The organism is Oceanobacillus polygoni, assembly GCF_008304605.1.
GTDB classification, from domain to species: Bacteria; Bacillota; Bacilli; order Bacillales; family Amphibacillaceae; genus Oceanobacillus; species Oceanobacillus polygoni.
Genome location: NZ_PIJY01000045.1, coordinates 133,839 through 159,028 on the forward strand (window position 1 = coordinate 133,839; position 25,190 = coordinate 159,028).

Below are 25,190 nucleotides of genomic sequence, written 5' to 3' on the forward strand. Positions count from 1 at the left end.
AATGGATGAGAACACGAAAAAGAAAAAACGGAACCCGATTCTTTGGTTTTTATTTGCCGTTGTAATTCCATTAATCGTTATTATTACACTTGCGGTTATTATCATGGGAGTCGCGGGGTTCAATGTTATGGATTGGACGAAACAACAAGCTAGTACGATTCCTATCCTATCGAATCTTGTAGCATCAGATGAAGAAACACCCAAACAAGATGATTCACGTGCACAGGCAATTGTAAATGAGAAAGAGGAAGAAATTACGAGGTTAAATGAAACGATTCGTGAATTGGAAGCTACAATAAATGAGCAGAATCAAGACATTATTCGATTGGAGAATAGCTTAGAAGATGCGTTGGAAGAAGAGGAAATGTTAGAAGACGATTCTGCGGATGAATCTATCTCTATGGTTATTGATTCATTTGAGGAAATGAAAGGTTCGAAGGCAGCGTTAATCATTGAGAATCTGGAAACAGATACGGCGGTTTCGATTTTGCAGGAACTATCAAATGACCAACTTGCAACAATACTAGGAGCGATGAACCCTGAACTGGCTGCTGATCTGACGCAATTGCTTTTCTCTAATGGAAATTAAAAACGAGCTATCGAAAGGGGGTGAGAAATTGATCAGTGTCGAAATGCTTTTACAACAGGTCCAGCCATCTAAATCGACCAATGCACAATCGATTCCTGGTTGGAGACAAGAAATATCTGAACCTTTTCAACGTTTGTTAGATGAAAGTTTTGAGAATTTAGCTACGTATCAAAATCAAGAATCAGATGAATTAGACAAAGAGATTGTGATAGATGATCTGTTACAACGGCTCAACATTGAAATTGATACAGAAAACCAAGAAAAGCCTTCAAATGCGTACTTAAAGGATGAGCAGGAAAATGGAAGTGAACATTTAATGATAGCTCCTTCTACTTATCTCGACATAGAGGAGAAGAGTCCATTGCATAGCAATTTGCTTGGAGTTCAAGCTTTTCCAGTCGCCGATTTTTTGATAGGTACGGAACAAAATGTAATGACGAATACAGCTGTTAGCGAAGAAATAGACATTTTGCTCACCCAGATCCAAACACTTATCTCTCAATTAGAAACAGAGGAAGAAGTTTGGAAAGCATCACCAAAAGTACTCGAACTACTTCATCAATGGCAGCATTTTAGTAAAGAAAAGGGAACACCGAATTCATTGTTGGCTGGACAAATGCCTTTGTACAGTGAAGAAACGAATTCGTTAAAAGCATGGAAAAATGAAGATACGAGAGAGTCGAAAATATGGAACTACATATTTGACACGTTCCAAAAGCGAGAACATTTTGCAGGGAAGCAACGGTACAATGCTGATTCTAATGTAACAGTTACGGATGTAGCAAAATGGCTTGGGAATGCAATTGAAAAAGAAAATCTATCTGTTATGACTATCCAATCGAATCAGACAGTACCGATTTCTAACTTGGAGCAACATGTCATTCATATTCATCCATTACAGCCGACGCAAAATGCGGAACAGCAACTTATGGACCAGTTTGAAAAAATTGTGGAATCAACTAAGTTGTCAGTTTTGCCTAATCAAAGGAATCATTTAACAGTATTATTAAGGCCCGATAACATGGGTGAAATGATGGTCCGGTTTACACAAGTAAATGGGGAAATACTGGTGAAAATATTAGTTACCTCAGCAGCTGCAAAAGAGATGTTAGAGTCAAACATCCATCAACTTAAGAACATGTTTTCTCCGCATCAGGTGGTCGTGGAGAGGCAAGATGCAAGTTTGCAGCAAACGGCAAATATGCAGAAAGAACAAGAGGATGGACAACTAACAGAACAAGAAAAACAGCAATCGGAGCAATCAGAACATAAAGATAATCAACAAAACGAAGGTAGCTTTGAAAGTCAGTTTGAGGAGCTGCTGATGAATGAGAAGGTGTAGGAAATGACAACAATTGATCCATCGTTATATTTGAGTAACCAACCAAAGACGAGAACACCAAGTGCAAACCTTGGTAAGGAAGAGTTTTTAAAAATACTAATGGTACAGTTACAGAATCAGGATCCTACAAGCCCGATGGATGATCGTGAGTTTATATCACAAATGGCAACTTTTTCATCATTGGAGCAAATGATGAATATGTCAAATTCAATTGAAATGCTTGTACAAAGTCAATTAGTCTCTCCTGTGATTCAGTACAGTCATATGATTGGTCAAGAGGTATCTTATATGGGTGTTGACCAAGAAACTGGTGAAGAGTTAGGAAAGGTTACTAGTAAAGTAGTGGCTGTAAGTCAAAGTGAAGGATGGGCAATATTAGAACTTGAAAATGGTGATAAAATCTACGCAGATGCAATTATTCAGGTTAGTGATCCAAGTACGAAGGATGAAACTGGGAATGGTATAACGGAATAAGGGGGAAAGGATATGGATCATCGGATTCATCAAGTCCCACAGCATGCATTACAATTTCCAACAATCAAATCACATGAGTCAAAACAATCATCAATTTCATTTAAAGATATTTTATCACAAGAGCAAGGCTTGAAAATAAGTAAGCATGCATCACAACGATTAACGGAGCGAAATATTCAGATTGATGATCAGCAATGGCAAATGATTGGTGAGAAAGTGCGGGAAGCAAAGAAAAAGGGGATTACTGATTCACTTGTTGTCATGAACAATGCAGCACTTCTCGTAAATGCGAAGAATCACACTGTAGTGACAGCAATGGATCGTCAAGAAGCAACAAGTAGAATTTTTACAAATATCAATGGAACCATTTTAATGAATGACTAGGCTGGACCCTTTTGGGAGGCCAATACATGCTGTTGACTGCCAGAGACAGCAAACTAAAACCATAAAAAGGGGATTAAAAACATGTTACGTTCAATGTATGCAGGAATTTCAGGAATGAAGAATTTTCAAACCAAATTAGATGTTATTGGAAATAATATTGCCAATGTTAATACAACAGGGTATAAAAAAGCAAACGTGACTTTCCAAGATTTAATGAGTCAGACAACGACAGGTGCACAAGGTGCAACTGCAACACGTGGTGGAGTTAATGCTACCCAGGTTGGGCTTGGTTCTCAACTTGGTACAATTAGCAACATCCACACACAAGGATTTCAGCAGGTTACAAATAACCCGCTTGACTTGACAATCGAAGGTGATGGGATGTTTGTATTGCAGGAACAAGGAGGCACAACATATTATACAAGAGCTGGAAACTTCTATTTAGATGATAATGGAGCGATTGTTAATGCGAATGGATTGTACCTTCAAGGTGCAGCAGGGAATATAACAATACCAACTGATGCTCAAAGTTTCAGTATTCAAACAGATGGAACGATAAATTATATTGATGCTGCCGGTGCAACACAAGTCGCTGGGCAAATAACGCTTGCAAGCTTTTCGAATCCTGCCGGGTTAGTAAAGGACGGTAGCAATTTATACTTAGATTCACCTAATGCAGGTTATAACGGTACAGTTACTCCTGAAGAGGATGGAGCTGCCTCCATCGTAAGTGGCTCACTTGAGATGTCAAACGTTGACCTTTCAGAAGAATTCACAGAAATGATTACAGCACAGCGTGGTTTCCAGGCAAACACTAGAATTATTACAACCTCTGATGAAATTCTTCAGGAGTTAGTAAACTTAAAACGATAATAAGGAGGTAGGGAGTACGTTGTAGCCGTACTCCCGCCATATAAATGATTACTTTAAAAAGGCTAAATGACGACGAATTTGTACTAAATGCCGTTTTAATTGAACAGGTTCAATCGCTACCAGATACAACAATTTCATTAATTAATGGAAAAAAGATTGTAGTAAAAGACGAAGCCTGTGATGTTATACAGAAGATTACGGAATACTACCAACAAATTGGGTTAGCACAAGTACAATTAAAGGCTGGTGAAAAGGATGAGTAAGTTAGTCAAGACAATGATTACATCGCTTGTTGTATTATTAGTGATAGCAATTGCTTCATTAGTAGTTGTTTTAAATGTTGTTGGTGAAAGTGAACAAGGTGATGCACAATCGATTGATGACATTGTTAACTATTCCTATGAATCACCAGAAATTACAACCGATTTAGAAGATGGGGTCTTTGTAAGAATCCAGTTTCAAATTGTAACCGATGGGAAATCCACATTAAAAGAGGTTGAAAAACGTGATTTCCAACTAAAAAACATTATTATAAAAGAGCTTGCAACGAAAACGGAGGAAGATTTCAAATCAGGACTTTCTGATATAGAGCAGGTTATTAAGTCAAGACTAAACGAACTGATGGAAGAAGGACAAATTACAGAAGTATATACCATCAATAAAATACTTCAATAGAATAAAAACTCCTAATAGGAGGTGGTGTAATTAATGGATGAAGTTCTCTCACAAAATGAAATAGATGCATTATTATCAGCGATAACCTCTGGCGAAATGGATGCTGAAGTATTGAAAAAAGAAGAGCAAGAGAAAAAGGTGCGGGTGTATGATTTTAAACGCGCATTGCGTTTCTCTAAAGATCAGATAAGAAGCATCTCTCGAATTCATGAAAATTATGCAAGAATGCTAACAACCTATTTCTCATCGCAGCTAAGAACGTATGTTAATATTTCGGTAACATCTGTTGATCAGGTGCCATTTGAAGAGTTCGTGCGCTCGATTCAAAAAATGACTGTATTGAACGTATATAGTGTTGAACCATTGGATGGTAATTTAATCATGGAGGTTAATCCTAATATTGCTTATGCATTGCTTGATCGAATACTAGGTGGAAAAGGGAATACGATTAATAAAAACAGCAATTTAACAGAAATCGAAAAGTTACTGCTCCGTCAATTTTTTGAAAAAGCTGTGTATACCTTGCAAGAATCATGGGCTTCCATTGCGGAAATAGATCCTCGGTTAGAGGATTTTGAAGAAAATCCTCAATTTTTACAGATGGTTGCACCAAATGATACTGTAGTAGTCGTTTCCATGACAGCTGCAATCGGGGAAACAACTGGTATGCTTAATATTTGTATCCCACATATCATATTGGAGCCAATTATACCTAAGCTCTCTGCACACTATTGGATGCAAGCGGAGAAAAAAAATCGGGACGCTACAGCATTTAATAAAATGTCGAAGAATTTAAAGCAAACTGATGTAGAAGTAAAAGCGATTCTTGGAGAAAGTACGATAGCAATCAATGAATTTTTGACATTAAAACAAAATGATGTAATTGCACTTGACCAGAAAATCGACCTTCCGATAAAACTTGCTGTTAACAATGAAGTAAAATTCCTTGTGCAGTCAGGCAAGTATAAAAATAAAATGTCTGTACAAATATTAGATGAAATAAAAAGGGGTGAGCAAAATGATGAATGATGGCATGCTTTCACAGGAAGAAATTGATGCACTTTTAAATATTTCAGAAGACAATACGTCAGATGCAAAAGAGCAAAGCTATCTTTCCGATATTGAAATTGATGCGCTAGGAGAAATTGGCAATATTTCTTTTGGCAGTTCTGCCACCACTCTATCTACCTTATTAAATCAGAAGGTGGAAATTACAACGCCAACAGTAGACGTAATTGAAAGAAATCGTATCGGTGATGAATTTACTTTCGAACCAGTTAGTATTCAAGTGAACTACATAGAAGGGTTTACAGGCAAAAATGTGTTTGTCATAAAAGCCGGAGATGCAGCAATAATTGCAAATATTATGCTTGGTGGGGACGGAACAAATCCAGATAGTGAATTGAATGAAATCCATTTAAGTGCAGTTCAAGAAGCAATGAACCAAATGATGGGTGCAGCTGCAACAAGTATGTCTACTGTGTTTAATAAACGGGTGGATATATCCCCGCCGTCGATATTGGATGAAAATGTTACTGGTATTAGCAACGAGGATGTTTTTGATGAAGATGTCTATGTAAAAGTGTTTTTTAAACTAACTGTTGGGAATTTGATCAATTCCAACATGATGCAATTAATTCCATTGCATTTCGCAAAAGATTTAGTTGATGAGCTTTTAACGAAAGATAATTCATCAGAGACGAAAGAGACTGCTGCGACATTAGAAGTCGAGCGACCTGTGGCTGAAAAAAGTCAAACAACCAAAGAAAACAAGCAGGTTGTTTATGAAGAGCCTTTACAAATGGTGGCGAAAGGTGAACAAACTGAGCCGCAATATTTGGGGCATAAAGTTATAAGCCCACATACACAGGTTCAGCAAGCAGCCTTCTCTGATTTCGAAAAGGTTGAATTAAATTCTGGTCAGCAACGTAACCTTGATATGTTACTTGATATACCATTAAAAGTGACCGTTGAGCTTGGCCGAACAAAAAAATCAATTAACGATATACTTGAACTGGCTTCAGGTTCTATTATTGAGCTTGATAAGCTAGCAGGTGAACCGGTTGATATTCTAGTAAATGATAAACTTGTAGCTGAAGGTGAAGTTGTTGTGATTGAAGAAAACTTCGGTGTTCGTGTTACAGATATTATTAGTCAGTATGACCGGATTAGGAATTTAAAATAATTAGGGGGAATAACCAAATGGCAGAACGAATTTTAATTGTGGATGATGCAGCATTTATGCGAATGATGATTAAGGATATCCTTACAAAGAATGGTTATGAAATAGTTGGGGAAGCACAGGACGGAGCGCAGGCGGTTGAAAAATACAAAGAATTGACACCTGATTTAGTGACCATGGATATTACGATGCCAGAAATGGATGGAATTACAGCATTAAAAGAAATAAAGAAAGTTAACCCAGACGCTAAAATCATTATGTGTTCTGCGATGGGACAACAGGCAATGGTGATTGACGCTATTCAAGCGGGAGCAAAAGACTTTATTGTAAAGCCATTCCAAGCAGATAGGGTAATCGAAGCGATTCAAAAAGCTTTAAACTAAGAAACGAGTGAGCAGGTTGAAGAAAAAAGTTCTTTACAGTTTCTGTTTGAGTACCATTCTTATTCTATCATTTTTCTCCTTCCAGACGGATGCAGCACCAAACAGTGTGTTGGAATGTCTGGGGGAGGAAGCTGATTGTGAAGATGATGAAATTCCAAAAAACGAATTGGAAGAAAACGAAAATGATAGTGATTTACTAACGGATAATAATAAGTCCAGTTCCATGGCGTTTGAATTAGTTAGAATGTTTTTTGCATTATTACTAGTTCTTGGATTAATTTATGTGCTGCTTAAGTTTTTAAATAAACGAAACAAACTTTTCAACCAGGTGAAGGCACTAGAAAATTTAGGTGGGATATCTGTAGGACAAAATCGTTCTATTCAAATCATTCGAATTGGAAAAAGACTTTATTTAGTTGGTGTAGGTGAAAACGTCGAAATGCTTCAAGAGATTACTGACGAAGAAGTGAAACAAGATATTTTACGCAACCGAGAGGAAACACAGGAAAATTTTCCAATCGGATCGTTGTTGTCATCCGTTGTTTCTTCCAAAAAAAATCAGACAAACCAATCGTCTGGTAGTGAATTTAAGAAGCTTTTCTCGAATGAACTTAACAACTTGAAGCAAAACCGAAAAAATATAATCAATAAGCACAAGGAAGATACGCATGAATGAATTTATCGATATATTTTCTAGTTCCGATCCAGCTAACGTATCCACGTCTGTTCGGTTAATACTGTTATTAACCATTTTTTCACTAGCGCCAGGAATATTGATTTTAATGACAAGCTTTACAAGAATTGTGATTGTGCTTTCGTTTGTTCGAACTTCTTTAGCGACACAACAAATGCCACCAAACCAAGTGCTCATTGGTTTAGCTTTATTTCTTACTTTCTTTATTATGGCTCCAACGTTTAGTGAGGTCTATCAAGAAGCGCTACAGCCACTTTTTGATGAAGAAATCACATTGGATGAGGCATATGAAAATGCCAGTGCACCATTGAAGGATTTTATGGCAAGACATACGAGGCAAAAGGATTTAGCACTATTCCTTGATTATACACAGGTAGAAGCACCTGAAACAATACAAGATATTCCACTAACAACATTAGTACCAGCATTCGCAATTAGTGAATTAAAAACAGCCTTTCAAATGGGGTTCATGATTTTTATTCCATTTTTGATTATTGATATGGCTGTAGCAAGTGTACTGATGTCAATGGGAATGATGATGCTTCCGCCGGTTATGATTTCGTTACCTTTTAAAATTTTACTCTTCGTCTTAGTGGATGGATGGTATTTAATAACACAATCCTTACTGAATGGCTTTTAACATGAGGATATGAAAGAAAGGAGCTTTTTCAAATGAGCAGTGAATTCGTACTGACCTTGGCTGAACAAGGTATATTTACAATATTACTTGTTACAGGACCATTGCTTATATTAGCTCTTGCAGTCGGTTTATTGGTGAGTATCTTTCAAGCTACAACACAAATACAAGAACAAACCTTAGCTTTTATCCCAAAGATTGTCGCTGTTTTTTTAGGACTCATTTTCTTTGGACCGTGGATGCTTACCACGATGGTTGAATTTGCTTCATCTATTTTTCAAAATATTAATCAGTTTGTAGGGTAAAACATGCTTGATTTAATTTCTATTAATAGCCTTCCAGTTTTTCTGCTTATATTAGTACGAGTATTGGCTTTTTTTGTGACGATGCCGTTATTTTCTTATCGAACAGTGCCATTACCTTTTAAAATAGGCTTAAGTTTTTTTCTAGCGATGATTATGTTCTATACGGTTGATGCTTCTCAATTGGTTGTAAATGAAATGTATATTTTTCTATTAGTCAAAGAAGCATTAGTTGGAGTTCTTATTGGTCTTATTTCATTTATAATTGTGTCTGCAATACAGGTAGCTGGTGGATTTATTGATTTCCAAATGGGGTTTGCGATAGCGAACGTTGTGGATCCACAAACAGGAGCACAAAGTCCATTAACTGGACAGTATTTATATATGATTGCACTTTTATTTTTATTAGCAGTTGATGGACATCATTTGATCATTGATGGGATATTTAATAGCTACCGTTTTATTCCGCTCGAAACCTTTATCCCATTTCACAATTATTCGATAGCGGACTTTGTCATTACCTCATTTAATAGCATGTTTATTATTGCGTTTCAGATCGCTATACCGATTGTAGGGTGTTTGTTCTTAGTCGATGTTGCACTTGGGATTATTGCTCGAACCGTACCGCAGATGAACGTGTTTGTTGTTGGATTGCCAATTAAAATATTAGTCAGCTTTCTAGCGATACTTGTATTTCTTGCACTTTATATGACACTGGCAAGAAATTTGTTTGCAACGATGTTTGAAACAATGCGTGGACTAATGCAGCTTTTTGGAGGTGCTTAATTTGCACTTGAAAATGGATTTACAATTTTTTGCAGGTGAAAAAACAGAGAAAGCTACTCCAAAAAAGCGTCTTGATGAACGAAAAAAAGGAAAGGTAGCAAAAAGCCAGGATATAAATACTGCACTTTTATTATTATTTTGTTTTACTACCTTATTTTTATTTGGTGGATTTATTTTAGAACATATGACTGGAATATATCAGCGGACATTTATTGAGTTTATCGACTGGGAATTAACGGAATTTACCGTTCAACAAATTCTTAACAGCGCAACAATCGAAGCAGTAAAGATGCTTGCTCCAATTATGTTAATTGCAATTATCGCAGGAGTTGCCTCTAATTTATTGCAGGTAGGTTTTTTGTTCACAACAGAACCGTTAAAATTTGACTTAAAGAAAATTGATCCAATTCAAGGAGCAAAACGAATTTTTTCAATCCGAGCACTTGTTGAGCTATTAAAGTCGTTATTAAAAATTGCTTGTATTGGTACGATAACCTTCTCCGTTATTTGGCTCTATAAAGATGAAATGCTGATGACGGCATTTACAAACGCTGAAAATGCACTAGCTTTCTTTGCAAGAGTTACAAGTATCATGGCGTTTGCGGCAATTATTGCTCTATTATTATTAGCGGTATTTGACTATGCTTACCAACGGTTTGATTTCGAAAAAAATATGCGAATGTCTAAACAGGATATTAAGGATGAATATAAAAATGTTGAAGGCGATCCTTTAATTAAATCGAAAATCAAAGAAAAGCAGCGACAGATAGCAACGAGACGAATGATGAGTGAAGTACCAAATGCAGATGTTGTCATTACAAACCCAACGCATTATGCGGTAGCTATTAAATATGACGAAGAAAAGGCGAGTGCACCATATATTCTTGCAAAAGGTACAGACCAAACAGCATTAAAAATAAAAGAAATAGCTAAAGCAAATGACATTATTACCGTAGAAAACAGACCATTAGCGAGAGGGCTTTATCGTGCAACAGAAATTGGTGACATCATTCCAGAGGAATTTTTCCAAGCTGTTGCAGAAGTTCTAGCTTATGTATATCGATTAGAGAAAAAGGCATGAACAAGTAAGGAGAGACATAAATGAAAGCGCGGGATTTATCAGTACTTTTAGCAGTTATATTAGTAATCATCATGTTGGTCATCCCGCTACCGGGTTGGCTGTTAAGTGTGCTGATTTTAGTTAATATCACATTATCGCTAATGGTTATCTTAGTGGCAATGAATACACAGGAACCATTACAGTTTTCTGTATTTCCGACGATTATCTTACTGCTAACTTTATTTCGACTTGCGCTAAATGTTTCGACTACAAGATCGATATTAGCGGAAGCAGATGCTGGTGGAGTTGTTGATACATTTGGATCATTTGTAATTGGAGATAATCCACTTGTTGGTTTTGTAGTATTTATCATATTAGTTATTATTAATTTCCTCGTTATCACAAAAGGATCAGAGCGTGTATCTGAAGTAGCTGCACGATTTTCTTTAGATGCGATGCCAGGTAAGCAAATGAGTGTTGATGCAGATTTAAATGCTGGCCTGATTTCAGAAAGTCAAGCACGAGAGAGACGTGAAAAAGTGGAACGGGAAGCCGATTTTCATGGCTCGATGGATGGTGCGAGTAAATTCGTTAAAGGGGATGCAATTGCAGGCATTATTATTGTGCTAATCAATATCGTTTTCGGATTAATTATTGGTATCGTACAAATGGGCATGCCTTTTGGAGAAGCTGTTGATACATTTATTCGATTAACCGTTGGAGATGGTTTAGTCAGTCAGATTCCGGCGTTACTCATGTCAACAGCTACTGGAATCGTCGTTACACGCTCTGCTGGAAACGGAAATCTTGGTTCAGAAGTAACAGGGCAATTGCTGCAATATCCAAAGTTATTATATATTGCAGCAGGTACGATTTTTCTTCTTGGACTAACTCCAATTAATTTCTTTTTAACGACAACGTTAGCTGCTGTATTAGGAGTGAGTGGATACTTACTACAAAAGCAATCTGAAAAGCCGTCAGAAATACAAACGGAGGAAGAAGAAGATCAAACAGAGAGCACTGCGATGAAGTCTTCTGAAAATGTTGTTAGCCTTCTAAGTATGGATCCAATAGAATTTGAGTTCGGCTACGGTCTAATTCCGTTGGCCGATACAAATCAAGGTGGAGATTTATTGGATCGAATTATTATGATTCGAAGGCAACTTGCTATAGAGCTAGGGATTGTCATTCCAGTTGTCCGAATCCGGGATAATATTCAATTAAATCCAAACGAATATCGATTAAAAATTAAAGGAAATGAAGTTGCAACTGGTGAACTTTTACTGGATCATTATTTAGCAATGGCTCCAGATTTCAGTAATGATGAAATGGATGGAATTGATACGAAGGAACCAGCCTTTGGCCTGCCTGCAAAATGGATTAGCGAAGAAAATAAAGATGAAGCAGAATTATCAGGCTATACGGTGGTAGATCCACCTTCGGTTGTGTCCACACACATTACGGAAGTAATCAAACAGCATGCACATACATTGCTAGGTAGACAGGAAACGAAACAGTTAATCGATCATTTAAAGGAGAGCTATCCAATTTTGGTTGATGAAGTAACTCCTGAACCACTAGCAATTGGTGATATTCAGAAAGTATTTGCTAAGTTATTAAAAGAAAATATTTCCATTCGTAATTTACCGATTATTTTTGAGACGTTAGCAGATTTTTCAAAAATGACGAATGATACGGAGCTTCTTGGGGAATATGTGAGACAAGCACTTTCTTCACAGATTACGAAGCAGTATACAGGTGAGGATATGCAAATGAAGGTCATTACAGTTTCCGGTAAAGTAGAAAAGTTAATTGCTGATCATATACAGCAAACGGAACATGGCAATTATTTAGCACTTGACCCGGAATCACAACAAGAAATTATAAAGACAATTCATACAGAAGCAGAGAAACTTGCACTACAAGAAGAGTCTACCATTGTTCTTTGCTCACCTGCTATTCGAATGTATTTAAAGCAATTGCTTGATCGATTCTTACCGCAAGTGATTGTGCTTTCTTATAACGAACTTGAGCCAGATGTACAGGTACAAAGTGTTGGGGTGGTGAATGTAGCATGAAGGTAAAAAAATATATAGCAGCCACTATGCCTGAGGCAATGAATCAGGTTCGAAAAGAACTAGGTTCAGATGCAGTAATTCTTAATTCTAAGGAAATCCAACAACGTGGAATGTTTGGTTTTTTTAAAAAGAAGCAGATTGAGGTAGTTGCTGCGCTTGATCCTAGTCCGATACGAACAAAGAAAAGTCATAAACAAGCTACAGAAGTACATGTGACGAATAAAGGAAATAATATAAAGTTCGAAAATGATCATGTACTTCAGGAAATTAAAAACCTGAAAAAAATGATTGACGTACAGTCTAGACAGGAAGCGTTAAGTTTTTCCCCTTCCTATCAAATAGCGTATGAACATTTGCTTGATCAGGAGGTTCATCCTAATTTGGCTAAAGAAATTGTCGAGTCGGTAAGTGAAAAGCAAGGCGATATCGAATTAGATTCTATCATGGATAACATTGGTTTGGTGATAGAGGATAGGCTAAGCAACGTTTTATCTCCTATCCCATTAGATAAGAAAATTATCCAATTTGTTGGACCGACAGGAGTGGGGAAAACGACTACGATTGCAAAGGTTGCAGCAAAGATGATGCTTGAAAGTGATAAAAAAGTTGCATTTATAACAGCTGATACGTATCGGATTGCTGCTGTGGAGCAATTAAAAACGTATGCTCGGATTTTAAATGTACCACTAGAGGTTGCCTATAGTATAGAAGATTATCATCAAGCAATAACTAAATTTTCAAGCTATGATGTGATTTTCGTTGATACGGCTGGTAGAAACTTCCGTGACCCCAAGTATATCAATGAATTGAAAGCAACGATTGATATGTCAATGATGGAAACCCATCTTGTCTTATCATTAACAACAAAGCCGAAGGACATTGTAGAAATCTATGAGCAGTTCGAGCACCTTGCTATTTCAAGTGTCATTTTCACGAAGCTGGATGAAACTAGACAATACGGTAGTTTGATAAATATTGTACTAGGAAAGCAAATTGGTATCACTTATTTAACAAACGGACAAGACGTTCCTGATGATTTGCTGGAAGCGGATGCCCATGCAATTCGTAAGCTTTTGGTAGGTGATTGTGGTGAAGTATGATCAAGCCGAAGGCCTGAGGAGAAAACTTGATCGTTGGAATAATCCAAGGCAAGCAAAAACGCTAGCGGTTATTAGCGGAAAAGGCGGTGTAGGTAAGTCCAATTTCGCGCTGAATTTCTCTCTGCAACTCATTAATAATGGCAAAAAAGTATTACTCTTTGACTTGGATGTCGGGATGGGAAATATCGATATTTTGCTTGGAAATCGAGCAGAGAAAACAATTGTTAATCTGTTTGAAGAACGTCTATCCGTTCATGATATTATCGAACAAGGGCCAGAAGGATTAGCATATATTGCTGGAGGTTCGGGATTGTCAAATTTCTTCCAGATGGATGAATCGGATCATGCTTATTTTTACGAACAATATAGGGAATTATCTCAAGTGTATGATTATATTTTATTTGATATGGGTGCAGGTGTTACGGAGGATAGCTTATTTTTTATACTTGCCTCAGATGAATGTATCGTTATTACAACACCTGAACCAACTTCAGTTACAGATGCGTATGGAATGATAAAGCATGTAGTCAATCGCAAGAGGGATATGCCGTTACATGTCATTTTAAATCGTGCATTTAATTATCAGGACGGTTTGAAAGCATTAGAACGATTTAAAGCTGTTGTGAGTAAATTTTTAGATGTAGAAATTCACTCGGTTGGTATTATTCCAGATGATAAGGTTGTCACACAGGCAATCGTAAGACAAATCCCTTACACGTTGTACAATGAAAAATCTAAAGCAGCCAAAGCGTTAAAAGAGATTACATACAATTATGTAACACAAACAAAACAAGTGAATCGTACAACACCTTCTTCCTTTGTTCAGCGATTAAAACAATTGATTGAGAGGTAGATATTATGAAGCAAATTCGAGCTATCGTTATTGATGATTCTGCCTTTATGAGAAAAGTTATTTCCGACATCCTTGCTAGTGATCCGCGAGTGAACGTGATTGCAACAGGGCGTAATGGAGAAGATGGGATAAAGAAGATTAGAGAACTTCAGCCTGACGTTGTAACGTTGGATGTGCATATGCCCGTAATGGATGGGATTGAAGCACTTTCAATTATCATGAAAGAAAGGCCAACTCCAGTTGTCATGCTTTCAAGTGAAACGAAAGAGGGCGCAATAAAAGCGATTCAAGCAATATCGAATGGTGCAGTTGATTTTATTACAAAACCATCTGGACCAATTTCATTAGATATACGAAATATACAGCATGAGATTATATCGAAAGTAGTTACAGCTTCACAAGTGAACATGAATAAGAATCAGTTACGTAAAGCAGCTGACTGTCAGGTGAAGGCTCCCGTCAAAAAATACCACGATAAGACGATCATAACGATTGGTACATCGACGGGCGGTCCTAGGGCACTTCAACAAGTGCTTATTAGCATATCTGAATCGTTTACTGCACCAATCTTAATCGTTCAGCATATGCCAGCACGATTTACAAAATCATTAGCCGAACGTCTCAATACACTTAGTCCAATTCGGGTGAAAGAAGCAGTTCACGGTGAGATTATTGAAAAGAGCACTGCTTATATCGCTCCTGGTGACTTTCATATGACTGTTAATAAAATTGGTACTTCGCTTGCAATTTGTTTATCAAAGGATGTCCCTGTTAAGGGGCATCGCCCGTCAGTAGACACACTGTTTCGATCAATAGCAGGTTTAAAGCGAATAAACAAGATTGCGATTGTATTAACAGGAATGGGGAACGATGGGGCTGCCGGAATTATCGAAATGAAAAAGCAAGATCCCAATACGATCGTGCTCGCAGAATCGGAGGAAACATCGATCGTATATGGTATGCCAAAAGCTGCTGCCCAGACAGGATACGTTAACCAAGTGCTTACATTGAATCAGTTTGGGCCAGTACTTGATGAATTAACAAAATAGAGATCAATAAGGAGGAATTAAATTGGAAAATGCATCTTCACTAGAAAGAAAAATGATTGTATTTCAATTGCAAGATGAAGAATATGCGGTACCCGTTAATCAAATTGGATCAATTGAGAGGCAACAGCCGATTACGAGAGTACCTCAAACCTTACCCTATGTGAAGGGAGTTATAAATCTTCGTGGTGTCGTCATTCCAATTATTGATTTACGTTTACGGTTTGGTATGAAAGAAACAGCGTTTGATGCGAATAAACGGATTATTATTGCTCAGATAAACGAAATGGAAGTAGGTCTGATTGTTGACGCAGCAAATGATGTCATCGATATACCTCAAGAATCGATTGAGCCTGCACCAGAAGTTATCGGAACCGTTAATGCAGATTATATCGAAGGTGTTGCTAAAGTAGATAATCGATTACTCATTTTACTTGATTTACTAAAAGTACTTTCTTCCCAGGAAATTGATGAACTTAACGTAGTGGAAGGGTAAACAATGGAATTTTTACAGCTAACAACGATGCAGAAAGATGTACTTAGAGAAATCGGAAATATTGGCGCAGGAAACGCAGCTACTTCGCTTTCCACATTATTAAACAAAAAAATTGAAATGAAAGTTCCATCTGTTAGTATTGTTGGGTTTGATGAAATCATGGAATTAACTGGCGGCTCTGAGGAGACAATTGTATGTTTATTGTTTCGCATTCAAGGGGAGGCTCCAGGGACAGTATATTTGATATTTACAATTGAAGAAGCTGAGTACTTTGTCAAAGAATTGACAAACGACCCGGACTTCTCATTGTTCCATTCAGAACAAGAAAATGAAATGGCGCTTTCGGCATTACAAGAAATCGGAAATATTGTTACAGGTTCTTATTTAACAGCCTTATCAGACTTTACGAAGATCAACATGCAGCCCTCTGTCCCGTATTTGGGAATAGATATGGCAGGTGCAGTTTTAACCGTTGGTTTATTAGAGCTCTCACAAGTTTCTGATTATGCCATTGTTATTGATACAGAAATTAGCCATGACGGAACAGAAGAAGGCATTCAGGGAAACTTCTTTTTATTACCAGACCCAGAATCTTTCGCTAAAATATTTAGTGCGTTAGGAATAAATGATTATGAATGAAACAAGTTTAGTAGTGAAAGTTGGAATTGCTGACTTAAAGGTTGTAAAAGCTCCTGATTTAATTCGAACCTCAGGTCTTGGTTCATGTGTTGGTGTGATTGTGTACGACCCTTCAAAAAAAATAGCAGGTCTTTCACATGTCTTGCTTCCAGATTCAGCATTGGCAAAGCAAGCGAAACTGAATGTGTATAAATATGCAGATACAGCGATTCCTTATTTAGTTAACTCGCTCCTTGAAAAAGGTGCACGAAAATATGCATTAAAGGCGAAGATGGCAGGTGGTGCTCAGATGTTTCAGTTTAGTTCTGGTTCTGATATCATGCGTATTGGACCAAGGAATGTGGAAGCAGTCGAGAAACAATTAGCAGAATTTAGAATCCCTGTTATCGCCTCTGACGTTGGTGGAAATGCTGGAAGAACAATTGAATTCGATCCAGAAACAAGTCAATTAAAGATACGTAAAGTAAATAAAGAGGAATTCTATATCTAACATATTTATATAGTTAAGGAAAAAGGAGGAGCACAACAAAATGAAATCAGGAAATTCTCCTCTTGAAGAAAAGCTTTGGAATGACTGGATAACAGATAAAAGCAGTGAAGCTGCGAATGAACTAATTATTAATTATATGTATCTTGTCAATTACCATTCAGAGCGTATTTCAAGTCAACTCCCCAAAAGCGTAAGTAAAGAAGATGTCAGAAGCCTCGGTCTTCTTGGGCTATATGACGCGTTAAAAAAGTTTGACCCAAGTCGTGATTTGAAGTTCGATACGTATGCTTCCTTTCGAATCAGAGGGTCGATTATTGATGGTTTGCGAAAAGAAGATTGGCTTCCTAGATCAATACGAGAGAAAGCAAAAAAAGTTGAACAGGCAGCAGAGCAATTCGAACAACTGCATCAACGAGAAGCAACAGCAAGTGAAATTGCTGAAAAGTTAGGAATGACTGTAGAGGAAGTAGAAACAGCGATAAAAGATTCTCTTTTTGGTAACATTTTATCGATTGAAGAAAAGCCGAAAAGTAATACGAGTGATTTGAAAGAAGGAATTGGTTATTCGATTCCCGATAATACTACGATATTACCTGAGAATCATATTACGAAAAGGGAATTGAATCATGAACTAATTCAAGGGATAAAAATGTTAAATAAAAACGAACAGCTTGTAGTCAGTCTATTTTATAATGAGGAATTAACGTTTACAGAAATAGGACAGGTTCTCGGATTAACAACTTCAAGAATATCACAAATTCACAAACGGTCTATTTTTAAGCTGCGAAAAACGTTAACTAAAATGCAAGTGTTTGCCAATTGAAATTAGAGTAGTATTCTAAAGGAGAAAGTATATGGTTTCATTCTTAATAATTATTAGTTTTTTATTGCATTTTATCACGTTTACTGCAATTTACATGCTATTTCAACAGCTGAAAAATGCAAAGAAACAAGATATGAATGAAATAATGGAGCTATTTGATACGTACTTACAAGAAGTTAAAGACGAAAACAATCGATTACAACAAGTATTACGTGATCATAATCAGCGTAGCGATAACATGTATCAGCAGGTAAAACCTACGAAACAGCCAGAAATAGAAATGGATGAGTATGAGCAACTGCAAGCAATTCCTATTCCTGATGCTGTTGGTGATACAGTGACTGCATCACTAGAGTCGAGGGTTCTGCAATTGCACAATCAAGGTCTTCCAATTGATGATATAGCCCAAAAACTAAATTGCGGGAAGACAGAGGTAGAAATAATAATTAAATTACGCGAAAAAATGAAGTAAAAGCTTGATATCATTTAATCATTATGGTATAGTAACTTCTGGTGTAAATACTATGTCCATTTTCATAGAATGAACAAGTTTTATAAAACACACGTTCAGTAATTTGTATATTTGGTGCTATTTAACAAAATGGTCTATATACGAAAATGACCTGAACGGAGGAAAAAAACCATTAGGAGGAATTAATTATGTCAGCAATTTCTATGAAGCAATTGTTAGAAGCAGGTGTACACTTTGGACACCAAACACGCCGTTGGAACCCGAAAATGAAAAAATACATTTTCACAGAGCGTAACGGCATTTATATCATTGACCTACAAAAAACAGTTAAAAAGGTTGATGAAGCATATAACTATGTAAAGGATATCGCAGCAAACGGCGGAACTATTCTTTTCGTAGGTACTAAAAAACAAGCACAGGATTCTGTAAGAGACGAAGCAATTCGTTCAGGAATGTACTATGTTAACCAACGTTGGTTGGGTGGTACACTTACAAACTTCCAAACAATCCGTAAACGTATCAATCGTTTGAAGTCTATTGAGCGTATGGAAGAGGATGGAACTTTTGAAGTTCTACCGAAAAAAGAAGTTGTAAATTTATTAAAAGAAAAAGATCGCTTAGTGAAATTCTTAGGTGGAATTAAAGAAATGACAAAGCTTCCAGATGCTTTGTTCGTTATCGATCCACGCAAAGAGCGTATTGCTATTGCTGAAGCGCATAAATTAAACATTCCTATTATCGGAATTGTTGATACAAACTGTGATCCAGATGAAATCGACTATGTTATCCCTGCAAACGATGACGCTATTCGTGCGGTTAAACTTTTGACTTCAAAAATGGCAGATGCTATTTTAGAAGTAAAACAGGGTGAAGAAACAGAAGTAGTAGAGGCACAAGCAGAAGATGCTACAGAAGAAGTTGTAGAAGAAGCTGCTGCCCAAGCTGCTACAGATTCAACTCAAGAGTAATTTTAGAAAAGGTGGGGTGATAAGAGGATGGGAACCTTTTATCACCTTTTTTAAAGACCGAAATCAAAAAAGCTTTATTATTCAAAGGAGGACAAAGCAATGGCTATTACTGCTCAAATGGTTAAAGAATTACGTGAAAAAACGGGTGCTGGAATGATGGATTGTAAAAAAGCACTTCAACAAACAGATGGTAATATCGATCAAGCAATTGACTACTTACGTGAAAAAGGGATTGCTAAAGCTGCTAAAAAAGCAGATCGTATTGCGGCTGAAGGATTAACACATATAGAAGTTGATAACAATACAGCAGCAATTCTAGAAGTGAACTGTGAAACAGACTTCGTTACAAAAAATGATCAATTTAAAAACCTTTTAACACAATTAGGACAACATATTGTAAAAGAAAAACCTGCAACTGTTGAAGAAGCTCTACAACAAAAATTAAACGGTGAAGGTGAGACACTTGAATCAATTATCAACACTGCTGTTTCAAAAATTGGTGAAAAAATCTCCTTACGTCGTTTTGCAGTAGTAGAAAAAACGGATAACGATGCATTTGGTGCATACCTTCATATGGGTGGCCGTATTGGTGTTCTATCCTTGCTTGAAGGAACAACAGATGAGCAGGTTGGAAAAGATGTTTCCATGCATGTTGCTGCTGTAAACCCTCGTTATGTATCACGTGATGCAGTTTCTGAAGAAGAAGTAAATCGTGAGCGTGAAGTATTGAAAACACAAGCACTAAACGAAGGAAAACCTGAGAACATTGTTGAAAAAATGGTTGAAGGTCGTTTAGGGAAATTCTTTGAAGAGATTGTTCTTCTAGAGCAAAGCTTTGTTAAAGACCCAGATCAAAAAGTGAAAAAGTATGTTGCTGATAAAGGCGCTGCAGTTAAATCATTCGTTCGCTATGAAGTAGGAGAAGGAATGGAAAAACGCGAAGAAAACTTTGCAGATGAAGTTATGAGTCAAATTAAAAAATAACTCAAAGCGTAAGCTAACGGTGTTAAGATTTCTCTATTAGAAATAAGCCGTCATGAATGAAATTTTTACGAACGCTAGAAATTATACAAGGTTAAAGTGGGGGACATGTATGTGTTCCCTATTTTACAACCGGTTGACAAACATTTTTAGACATAATTAGCAGAACAATTATTAATTTTCTATGGAGGTTATTATGACAACAGCACGGTACCGTAGAATTGTGTTAAAATTAAGTGGTGAAGCCTTAAGTGGTGAGCAAGGCTATGGAATTGATCCAAAAACCATTCAGTCCATCGCAGAACAGGTTAAAGAAGTAGCAGAACTCGGTGTTGAGGTTGCTATTGTCGTCGGCGGAGGGAACATTTGGCGCGGCAAAGTAGGCAGCGAAATGGGCATGGATCGTGCTTCAGCTGACTACATGGGAATGTTAGCAACGATTATGAATTCACTCGCACTACAAGATGGACTTGAAACAATTGGGATTCAAACAAGAGTGCAGACTTCCATTGAAATGCGTCAAGTTGCAGAACCATACATAAGGAGAAAAGCAATTCGCCATTTAGAGAAAAAGCGTGTTGTCATTTTCGCAGCAGGAACAGGTAATCCTTATTTTTCAACCGATACAACTGCAGCATTAAGAGCTGCTGAAATTGAAGCAGAAGTTATTCTTATGGCTAAAAATAATGTTGACGGTGTTTATACGGATGATCCTAAAACAAACAAGGATGCCAAAAAGTATGAAAGCCTAACATATTTAGAAATGCTTAATGAAGGTCTTGGAGTAATGGATTCGACAGCATCTTCATTATGTATGGATAATGATATCCCATTAATTGTATTTTCTATAACGGAAGAAGGAAATATTAAACGAGTTGTCGAAGGTGAAATGATCGGCACAACAATAAGGGGGAAATAGAATATGTCACAAATAATTTTAAAGCAAATGAAAGAAAAGATGGAACAAGCTGTTCAGGCGTTTTCCAAGAATCTAGCATCTGTTCGTGCTGGAAGAGCAAACCCAAGTCTTTTAGACAGTATTTATGTAGACTATTATGGTGCATCTACACCATTAAATCAGTTAGCGAATGTTGGAGCTCCAGAAGCAAGACTCTTAACAATTACTCCTTATGACAAAACTGCACTTGCAGATATTGAAAGAGCAATTCAAATTGCTGACCTTGGTTTATCACCTTCAAATGACGGAAATATGATTCGTATTAGCATTCCACCTCTAACGGAAGAAAGAAGAAAAGATTTAGTTAAAGTTGTTGGAAAGTATGCAGAAGAATCTCGCGTTCAAATTCGTAACATCCGCCGGGATACGAATGAAAACTTAAAAAAGTTAGAGAAAAATGGCGAAATTACAGAAGACGACCTACGTGGTCTACAGGATGATGTTCAAAAATCAACAGATGATCATATTAAACAAATTGATCAGCTTGCAAAAAACAAAGAAAAAGAAATCATGGAAGTTTAACGATCATATGATAAACATGTAAACCCATTTTCTTTTTCATGTATGTATGATTTATTAAATTTCAGAGTAAGATACAAAAGCTCTCTTATTTAAGAGAGCTTTTGTATTCTATCCTAATTATCGGTATAATAAAAAAGTATTATCATGTTATAATGTAGATTCATCCTGTTGGCACTATGTAGATCATTCCTTTTCATTCGTAATAATGATGTTGAAAGGATTATATAGATGAACAACATTCGGGGGACAGACTATGTCAATGAAAATTCCTTTTTTTAATAAACAATTGAAAGAAACAGAGATGGCAAACCTGGAAAGCGCTCCGGATCATGTTGCAATTATTATGGATGGAAATGGACGCTGGGCACAAAAACGCGGGCTTCCACGTATAGCAGGACATAAAGAAGGCGTTAGTACAGTTAATAAAATTGTGAAAGCGGCAGTGAAAGCCAACATTAAAATTCTTACCTTATATACGTTTTCCACAGAGAATTGGAAAAGACCAAAATCGGAAATTGATTTTATTTTGAAGCTACCTAAAGAGTTTCTACATATTTATTTGCCGGGTCTTATTGAAAATAATGTTCGTATTGAAACGATTGGTGATTTTGATGCACTGCCTAAACATACAAGGGATGCTGTTCAGTATGCGAAGGAAAAGACAAAGGATAATGATGGACTATTGTTAAACTTTGCTTTGAATTATGGAAGTAGGTTTGAAATCATGCATGCCGTTAAGCAAATCATGAATGATTTGGACTGTTCTAAAATAACGCTTGATTCACTGGACGAAAACCTATTTTCAACGTATTTATATACAAACGGTCTTTCTGATCCTGACTTACTAATTCGAACTGGTGGTGAACAAAGATTGAGTAATTTCCTTCTTTGGCAGCTAGCATATACAGAATTCTGGTTTACAGATGATCTTTGGCCGGATTTTAATGAAACAACCTTCTTAAACGCGCTATATGACTATCAGCAGCGAAAAAGACGATATGGAGGTATTTAAGGTGATGAAAGGTTTATGAGGCAACGAACGATAACCGCGTTACTCGCACTAGCTATATTTTTGCCCTTCGTCATTTTTGGCGGACTTCCTTTTACGATATTTGTGTATTTAATGGCATCTGTAGGCTTGGTGGAGTTAATTAGAATGCGCAAGATTGGGGGCTATATTGTACCCTATCTGTTAGCTATTCTTTTACTATGGCTAATCTTAGTACCTAGCTCTTCTACCTTATTAACAATAGGTTGGTTTTCTAAATTTGAGATGATAGCACTCATCATCTTATTGTTACTAGCGTATACGGTATTAGTTAAAAATCAATTTACATTTGATCATGTAGGCTTTATTCTTTTAGCCGCTTTCTATGTAGGTCTTGGATTTTATTATTTACTTGAGACAAGAGATGGAAGTCATGCTTTACGAAATATCCTTTATGCATTTTTCATTATTTGGTCTACCGATACAGGTGCTTATTTATTTGGCCGGGCTTTTGGGAAACGTAAATTATGGCCAACTATTAGTCCAAATAAAACAATTGAAGGTGCAGTAGGGGGAATCGTACTTGCATGTGCTGTCGCTATCATTTTTCACCTTGTAGAACCATTCAGCCATTCGATGCTAACGGTTGTAGGTGTTACGGTTCTTGCTTCCATATTTGGACAGGTTGGAGATCTTGTTGAATCAGCTTTAAAACGCAATTATGGAGTTAAAGATTCTGGGAAAATATTACCTGGGCATGGCGGTATATTAGATAGGTTTGACAGCATGTTATTTGTTATTCCGTTGCTCCATTTCATTCATTTTGTTTAAGAATATGTGAACTGCTACAAGTATGTTCCACACAAAAACTTGAACAACTTATGAAAAAGAGGTTAAACTTAACTAAAAGTAAGAATATAATTTTATCGGAGTACAAGTTTTACCATGGGTGTATTCATCTACCAGAAATTAGATCTGCTCCAATAAAGGAAGGTGCTTCTATTGACCACTGTAATTGCATTTATATTTATGTTTGGATTGCTCGTTTTTATCCATGAGTGGGGCCATATGATATTTGCAAAACGAGCAGGTATGCTTGTTCGGGAATTTGCAATTGGATTTGGACCGAAGATTTTCTCATTTGTAAGGAATGAAACATTGTACACGATTCGGCTCATTCCGGCAGGTGGCTATGTACGAGTAGCAGGTGAAGATCCTGAAATTATTGAGTTAAAGCCGGGACATCATATTGGGCTGGAATTCAATGATGAGGGTAAAGTAAATAAAATAATCGTCAATAACAAATCCAAACATCCAAATGCCAGAGTGATTGAAGTAGAGCATGTTGATCTTGATCATCGCTTGTTTATTGAAGGATATGAGATTGGTGATGAAGACGAGAAGCTTCACTTTGAAGTTGACCGAAAAGCATTTTTTATTATGGACGAGCGTGAAACGCAGATTGCACCGTATGATCGCCAATTTGCATCGAAGTCTATCGGTCAGCGAGCAATGCAATTGTTTGCAGGACCAATGATGAACTTTATCTTAGCGATCGTTATTTTTATCATCTTAGGGATGGTACAAGGAACTCCTGTTGATGAAGCAAAAATGGGTGAGATATTAGCTGATTCACCAGCTGCCGAGGCAGGTTTCCAAGCAGATGATGAAGTGATTCGAATTGGAGAAACAGCGGTTTCTACCTGGGAAGAGTTTACTTCGATTGTTAGAGAAAACCCAGGACAAGAATTAAGTATGGTTGTATTGAGAAATGGTGCAGAGGAACAGTTAACTGTCGTTCCAAATGAAGCAGAGACAGTAGACCAGCAAGGAGAACCAATTACCGTCGGTCAAATTGGGGTCTATCAAGCATTTGAAAAAACGGTTTTAGGGACATTGACACACGGCTTTGAACAAACCTATGATATAACGAGATTAATCTTAACGAATTTATTGATGCTTGTAACTGGTCAGGTTTCGCTTGATTTACTATCAGGACCAGTTGGAATTTATGATGCAACAGATCAAGTTGTACAGACAGGTTTCATGAACCTCTTACTATGGACAGCAATGTTAAGTGTAAACCTAGGAATTGTGAATCTTGTACCATTGCCTGCTCTTGATGGTGGACGACTATTGTTTGTTGGATTGGAAGCCGTACGTGGAAAACCAATTGCACCAGAAAAGGAAGGTATCTTCCATTTCGTTGGATTTGCCTTTCTGATGCTTTTAATGATTGTCGTAACTTGGAATGACATTCAGCGATTATTTTTATAAAGTGAAACTTTATTCAGTAGGTATTACAGTCCGTTAATGCGTGATAAAATAAATAGATGTGTTACTAATTGAAAACCCTTGTCTTATTCCTGACAAGGGTTTACATTGTTACTGTAAT

Annotated in this window: 31 protein-coding genes; all 31 read left to right on the plus strand. The window is 36.9% G+C overall.

What is annotated here, in order from left to right:
* Position 1: 1 nt before the first annotated feature.
* The gene (locus F1560_RS19565) at positions 2-589 is read left to right on the plus strand and encodes a MotE family protein (protein WP_149476308.1); all 588 of its coding nucleotides are present in this window, start codon (positions 2-4) and stop codon (positions 587-589) included.
* A 28-nt stretch (positions 590-617) separates the two neighbouring features.
* Entirely contained in the window at positions 618-1,931 is a 1,314-nt protein-coding gene (locus F1560_RS19570; RefSeq protein ID WP_187773783.1) for a flagellar hook-length control protein FliK, read from the plus strand.
* 3 nt (positions 1,932-1,934) lie between these two features.
* A complete protein-coding gene (gene flgD / locus F1560_RS19575; protein ID WP_149476310.1) occupies positions 1,935-2,405 on the plus strand; it encodes a flagellar hook assembly protein FlgD in 471 nt (156 codons plus the stop codon).
* Positions 2,406-2,417: 12 nt separating this feature from the next.
* Complete coding sequence (locus tag F1560_RS19580; RefSeq protein WP_149476311.1) at positions 2,418-2,789, plus strand: TIGR02530 family flagellar biosynthesis protein; 372 nt, start codon at positions 2,418-2,420, stop codon at positions 2,787-2,789.
* 81 nt (positions 2,790-2,870) lie between these two features.
* Positions 2,871-3,662: a flagellar basal body rod protein FlgG gene (gene flgG, locus F1560_RS19585; RefSeq protein WP_149476312.1), complete on the plus strand. Its 792-nt coding sequence runs from the start codon at positions 2,871-2,873 to the stop codon at positions 3,660-3,662.
* A gap of 44 nt (positions 3,663-3,706) precedes the next feature.
* Positions 3,707-3,925, plus strand: a complete 219-nt coding sequence (locus tag F1560_RS19590) for a flagellar FlbD family protein (RefSeq protein ID WP_149476313.1) — start codon at positions 3,707-3,709, stop codon at positions 3,923-3,925.
* The gene (gene fliL, locus F1560_RS19595; RefSeq protein ID WP_149476314.1) at positions 3,918-4,337 is read left to right on the plus strand and encodes a flagellar basal body-associated protein FliL; all 420 of its coding nucleotides are present in this window, start codon (positions 3,918-3,920) and stop codon (positions 4,335-4,337) included. Before F1560_RS19590 ends, fliL begins: the two co-directional genes overlap by 8 nt.
* A 33-nt stretch (positions 4,338-4,370) precedes the next feature.
* Positions 4,371-5,366 carry a flagellar motor switch protein FliM gene (fliM, locus tag F1560_RS19600; RefSeq protein ID WP_149476315.1) on the plus strand — a complete coding sequence of 332 codons (996 nt, stop codon included), beginning with the start codon at positions 4,371-4,373 and terminating at the stop codon, positions 5,364-5,366.
* Positions 5,356-6,522: a flagellar motor switch phosphatase FliY gene (gene fliY, locus F1560_RS19605; RefSeq protein WP_149476316.1), complete on the plus strand. Its 1,167-nt coding sequence runs from the start codon at positions 5,356-5,358 to the stop codon at positions 6,520-6,522. Before fliM ends, fliY begins: the two co-directional genes overlap by 11 nt.
* Before the next feature lie 17 nt (positions 6,523-6,539).
* Positions 6,540-6,902 carry a response regulator gene (locus tag F1560_RS19610; RefSeq protein ID WP_095308650.1) on the plus strand — a complete coding sequence of 121 codons (363 nt, stop codon included), beginning with the start codon at positions 6,540-6,542 and terminating at the stop codon, positions 6,900-6,902.
* Between the two features lie 7 nt (positions 6,903-6,909).
* A complete protein-coding gene (locus F1560_RS19615) occupies positions 6,910-7,578 on the plus strand; it encodes a flagellar biosynthetic protein FliO (protein WP_246811954.1) in 669 nt (222 codons plus the stop codon).
* The gene (fliP, locus tag F1560_RS19620) at positions 7,571-8,236 is read left to right on the plus strand and encodes a flagellar type III secretion system pore protein FliP (RefSeq protein WP_149476318.1); all 666 of its coding nucleotides are present in this window, start codon (positions 7,571-7,573) and stop codon (positions 8,234-8,236) included. The genes F1560_RS19615 and fliP overlap by 8 nt, the downstream gene beginning before the upstream one ends.
* Positions 8,237-8,268: 32 nt before the next feature.
* Complete coding sequence (fliQ, locus tag F1560_RS19625) at positions 8,269-8,538, plus strand: flagellar biosynthesis protein FliQ (RefSeq protein WP_149476319.1); 270 nt, start codon at positions 8,269-8,271, stop codon at positions 8,536-8,538.
* Between the two features lie 3 nt (positions 8,539-8,541).
* On the plus strand, positions 8,542-9,321 hold the full coding sequence (gene fliR / locus F1560_RS19630; protein WP_149476320.1) for a flagellar biosynthetic protein FliR: 780 nt from the start codon (positions 8,542-8,544) through the stop codon (positions 9,319-9,321).
* 1 nt (position 9,322) lies between these two features.
* Positions 9,323-10,402 (plus strand): flagellar biosynthesis protein FlhB, encoded by a 1,080-nt coding sequence (flhB, locus tag F1560_RS19635; RefSeq protein WP_149476321.1) that lies wholly within the window; start codon positions 9,323-9,325, stop codon positions 10,400-10,402.
* A gap of 20 nt (positions 10,403-10,422) precedes the next feature.
* On the plus strand, positions 10,423-12,459 hold the full coding sequence (gene flhA, locus F1560_RS19640; protein WP_149476322.1) for a flagellar biosynthesis protein FlhA: 2,037 nt from the start codon (positions 10,423-10,425) through the stop codon (positions 12,457-12,459).
* Positions 12,456-13,559 carry a flagellar biosynthesis GTPase FlhF gene (gene flhF, locus F1560_RS19645; RefSeq protein WP_149476323.1) on the plus strand — a complete coding sequence of 368 codons (1,104 nt, stop codon included), beginning with the start codon at positions 12,456-12,458 and terminating at the stop codon, positions 13,557-13,559. Before flhA ends, flhF begins: the two co-directional genes overlap by 4 nt.
* On the plus strand, positions 13,549-14,412 hold the full coding sequence (locus F1560_RS19650) for a MinD/ParA family protein (protein WP_149476324.1): 864 nt from the start codon (positions 13,549-13,551) through the stop codon (positions 14,410-14,412). The genes flhF and F1560_RS19650 overlap by 11 nt, the downstream gene beginning before the upstream one ends.
* 5 nt (positions 14,413-14,417) lie before the next feature.
* Entirely contained in the window at positions 14,418-15,461 is a 1,044-nt protein-coding gene (locus F1560_RS19655; protein ID WP_149476325.1) for a protein-glutamate methylesterase/protein-glutamine glutaminase, read from the plus strand.
* Between the two features lie 52 nt (positions 15,462-15,513).
* A complete protein-coding gene (locus F1560_RS19660) occupies positions 15,514-15,954 on the plus strand; it encodes a chemotaxis protein CheW (protein ID WP_149476505.1) in 441 nt (146 codons plus the stop codon).
* Between the two features lie 3 nt (positions 15,955-15,957).
* The gene (locus F1560_RS19665; RefSeq protein ID WP_149476326.1) at positions 15,958-16,593 is read left to right on the plus strand and encodes a chemotaxis protein CheC; all 636 of its coding nucleotides are present in this window, start codon (positions 15,958-15,960) and stop codon (positions 16,591-16,593) included.
* The gene (locus F1560_RS19670) at positions 16,586-17,083 is read left to right on the plus strand and encodes a chemotaxis protein CheD (protein WP_149476327.1); all 498 of its coding nucleotides are present in this window, start codon (positions 16,586-16,588) and stop codon (positions 17,081-17,083) included. The genes F1560_RS19665 and F1560_RS19670 overlap by 8 nt, the downstream gene beginning before the upstream one ends.
* Positions 17,084-17,123: 40 nt before the next feature.
* Complete coding sequence (locus F1560_RS19675) at positions 17,124-17,906, plus strand: FliA/WhiG family RNA polymerase sigma factor (protein WP_149476328.1); 783 nt, start codon at positions 17,124-17,126, stop codon at positions 17,904-17,906.
* Positions 17,907-17,937: 31 nt separating this feature from the next.
* Positions 17,938-18,378, plus strand: coding sequence for a DUF6115 domain-containing protein (locus F1560_RS19680; RefSeq protein WP_149476329.1), 441 nt, complete (start codon positions 17,938-17,940; stop codon positions 18,376-18,378).
* A 188-nt stretch (positions 18,379-18,566) separates the two neighbouring features.
* A complete protein-coding gene (gene rpsB, locus F1560_RS19685; RefSeq protein ID WP_149476330.1) occupies positions 18,567-19,346 on the plus strand; it encodes a 30S ribosomal protein S2 in 780 nt (259 codons plus the stop codon).
* A 99-nt stretch (positions 19,347-19,445) separates the two neighbouring features.
* Complete coding sequence (gene tsf / locus F1560_RS19690) at positions 19,446-20,330, plus strand: translation elongation factor Ts (RefSeq protein ID WP_149476331.1); 885 nt, start codon at positions 19,446-19,448, stop codon at positions 20,328-20,330.
* Between the two features lie 193 nt (positions 20,331-20,523).
* On the plus strand, positions 20,524-21,246 hold the full coding sequence (pyrH, locus tag F1560_RS19695) for a UMP kinase (RefSeq protein ID WP_149476332.1): 723 nt from the start codon (positions 20,524-20,526) through the stop codon (positions 21,244-21,246).
* A gap of 3 nt (positions 21,247-21,249) precedes the next feature.
* Entirely contained in the window at positions 21,250-21,807 is a 558-nt protein-coding gene (frr, locus tag F1560_RS19700; RefSeq protein WP_149476333.1) for a ribosome recycling factor, read from the plus strand.
* A 253-nt stretch (positions 21,808-22,060) separates the two neighbouring features.
* Entirely contained in the window at positions 22,061-22,819 is a 759-nt protein-coding gene (locus tag F1560_RS19705; protein WP_149476334.1) for an undecaprenyl pyrophosphate synthase, read from the plus strand.
* Between the two features lie 15 nt (positions 22,820-22,834).
* Positions 22,835-23,626, plus strand: a complete 792-nt coding sequence (locus F1560_RS19710; protein ID WP_149476335.1) for a phosphatidate cytidylyltransferase — start codon at positions 22,835-22,837, stop codon at positions 23,624-23,626.
* Positions 23,627-23,797: 171 nt separating this feature from the next.
* Complete coding sequence (gene rseP / locus F1560_RS19715; RefSeq protein WP_149476336.1) at positions 23,798-25,072, plus strand: RIP metalloprotease RseP; 1,275 nt, start codon at positions 23,798-23,800, stop codon at positions 25,070-25,072.
* The last annotated feature ends 118 nt before the right edge of the window (positions 25,073-25,190 follow it).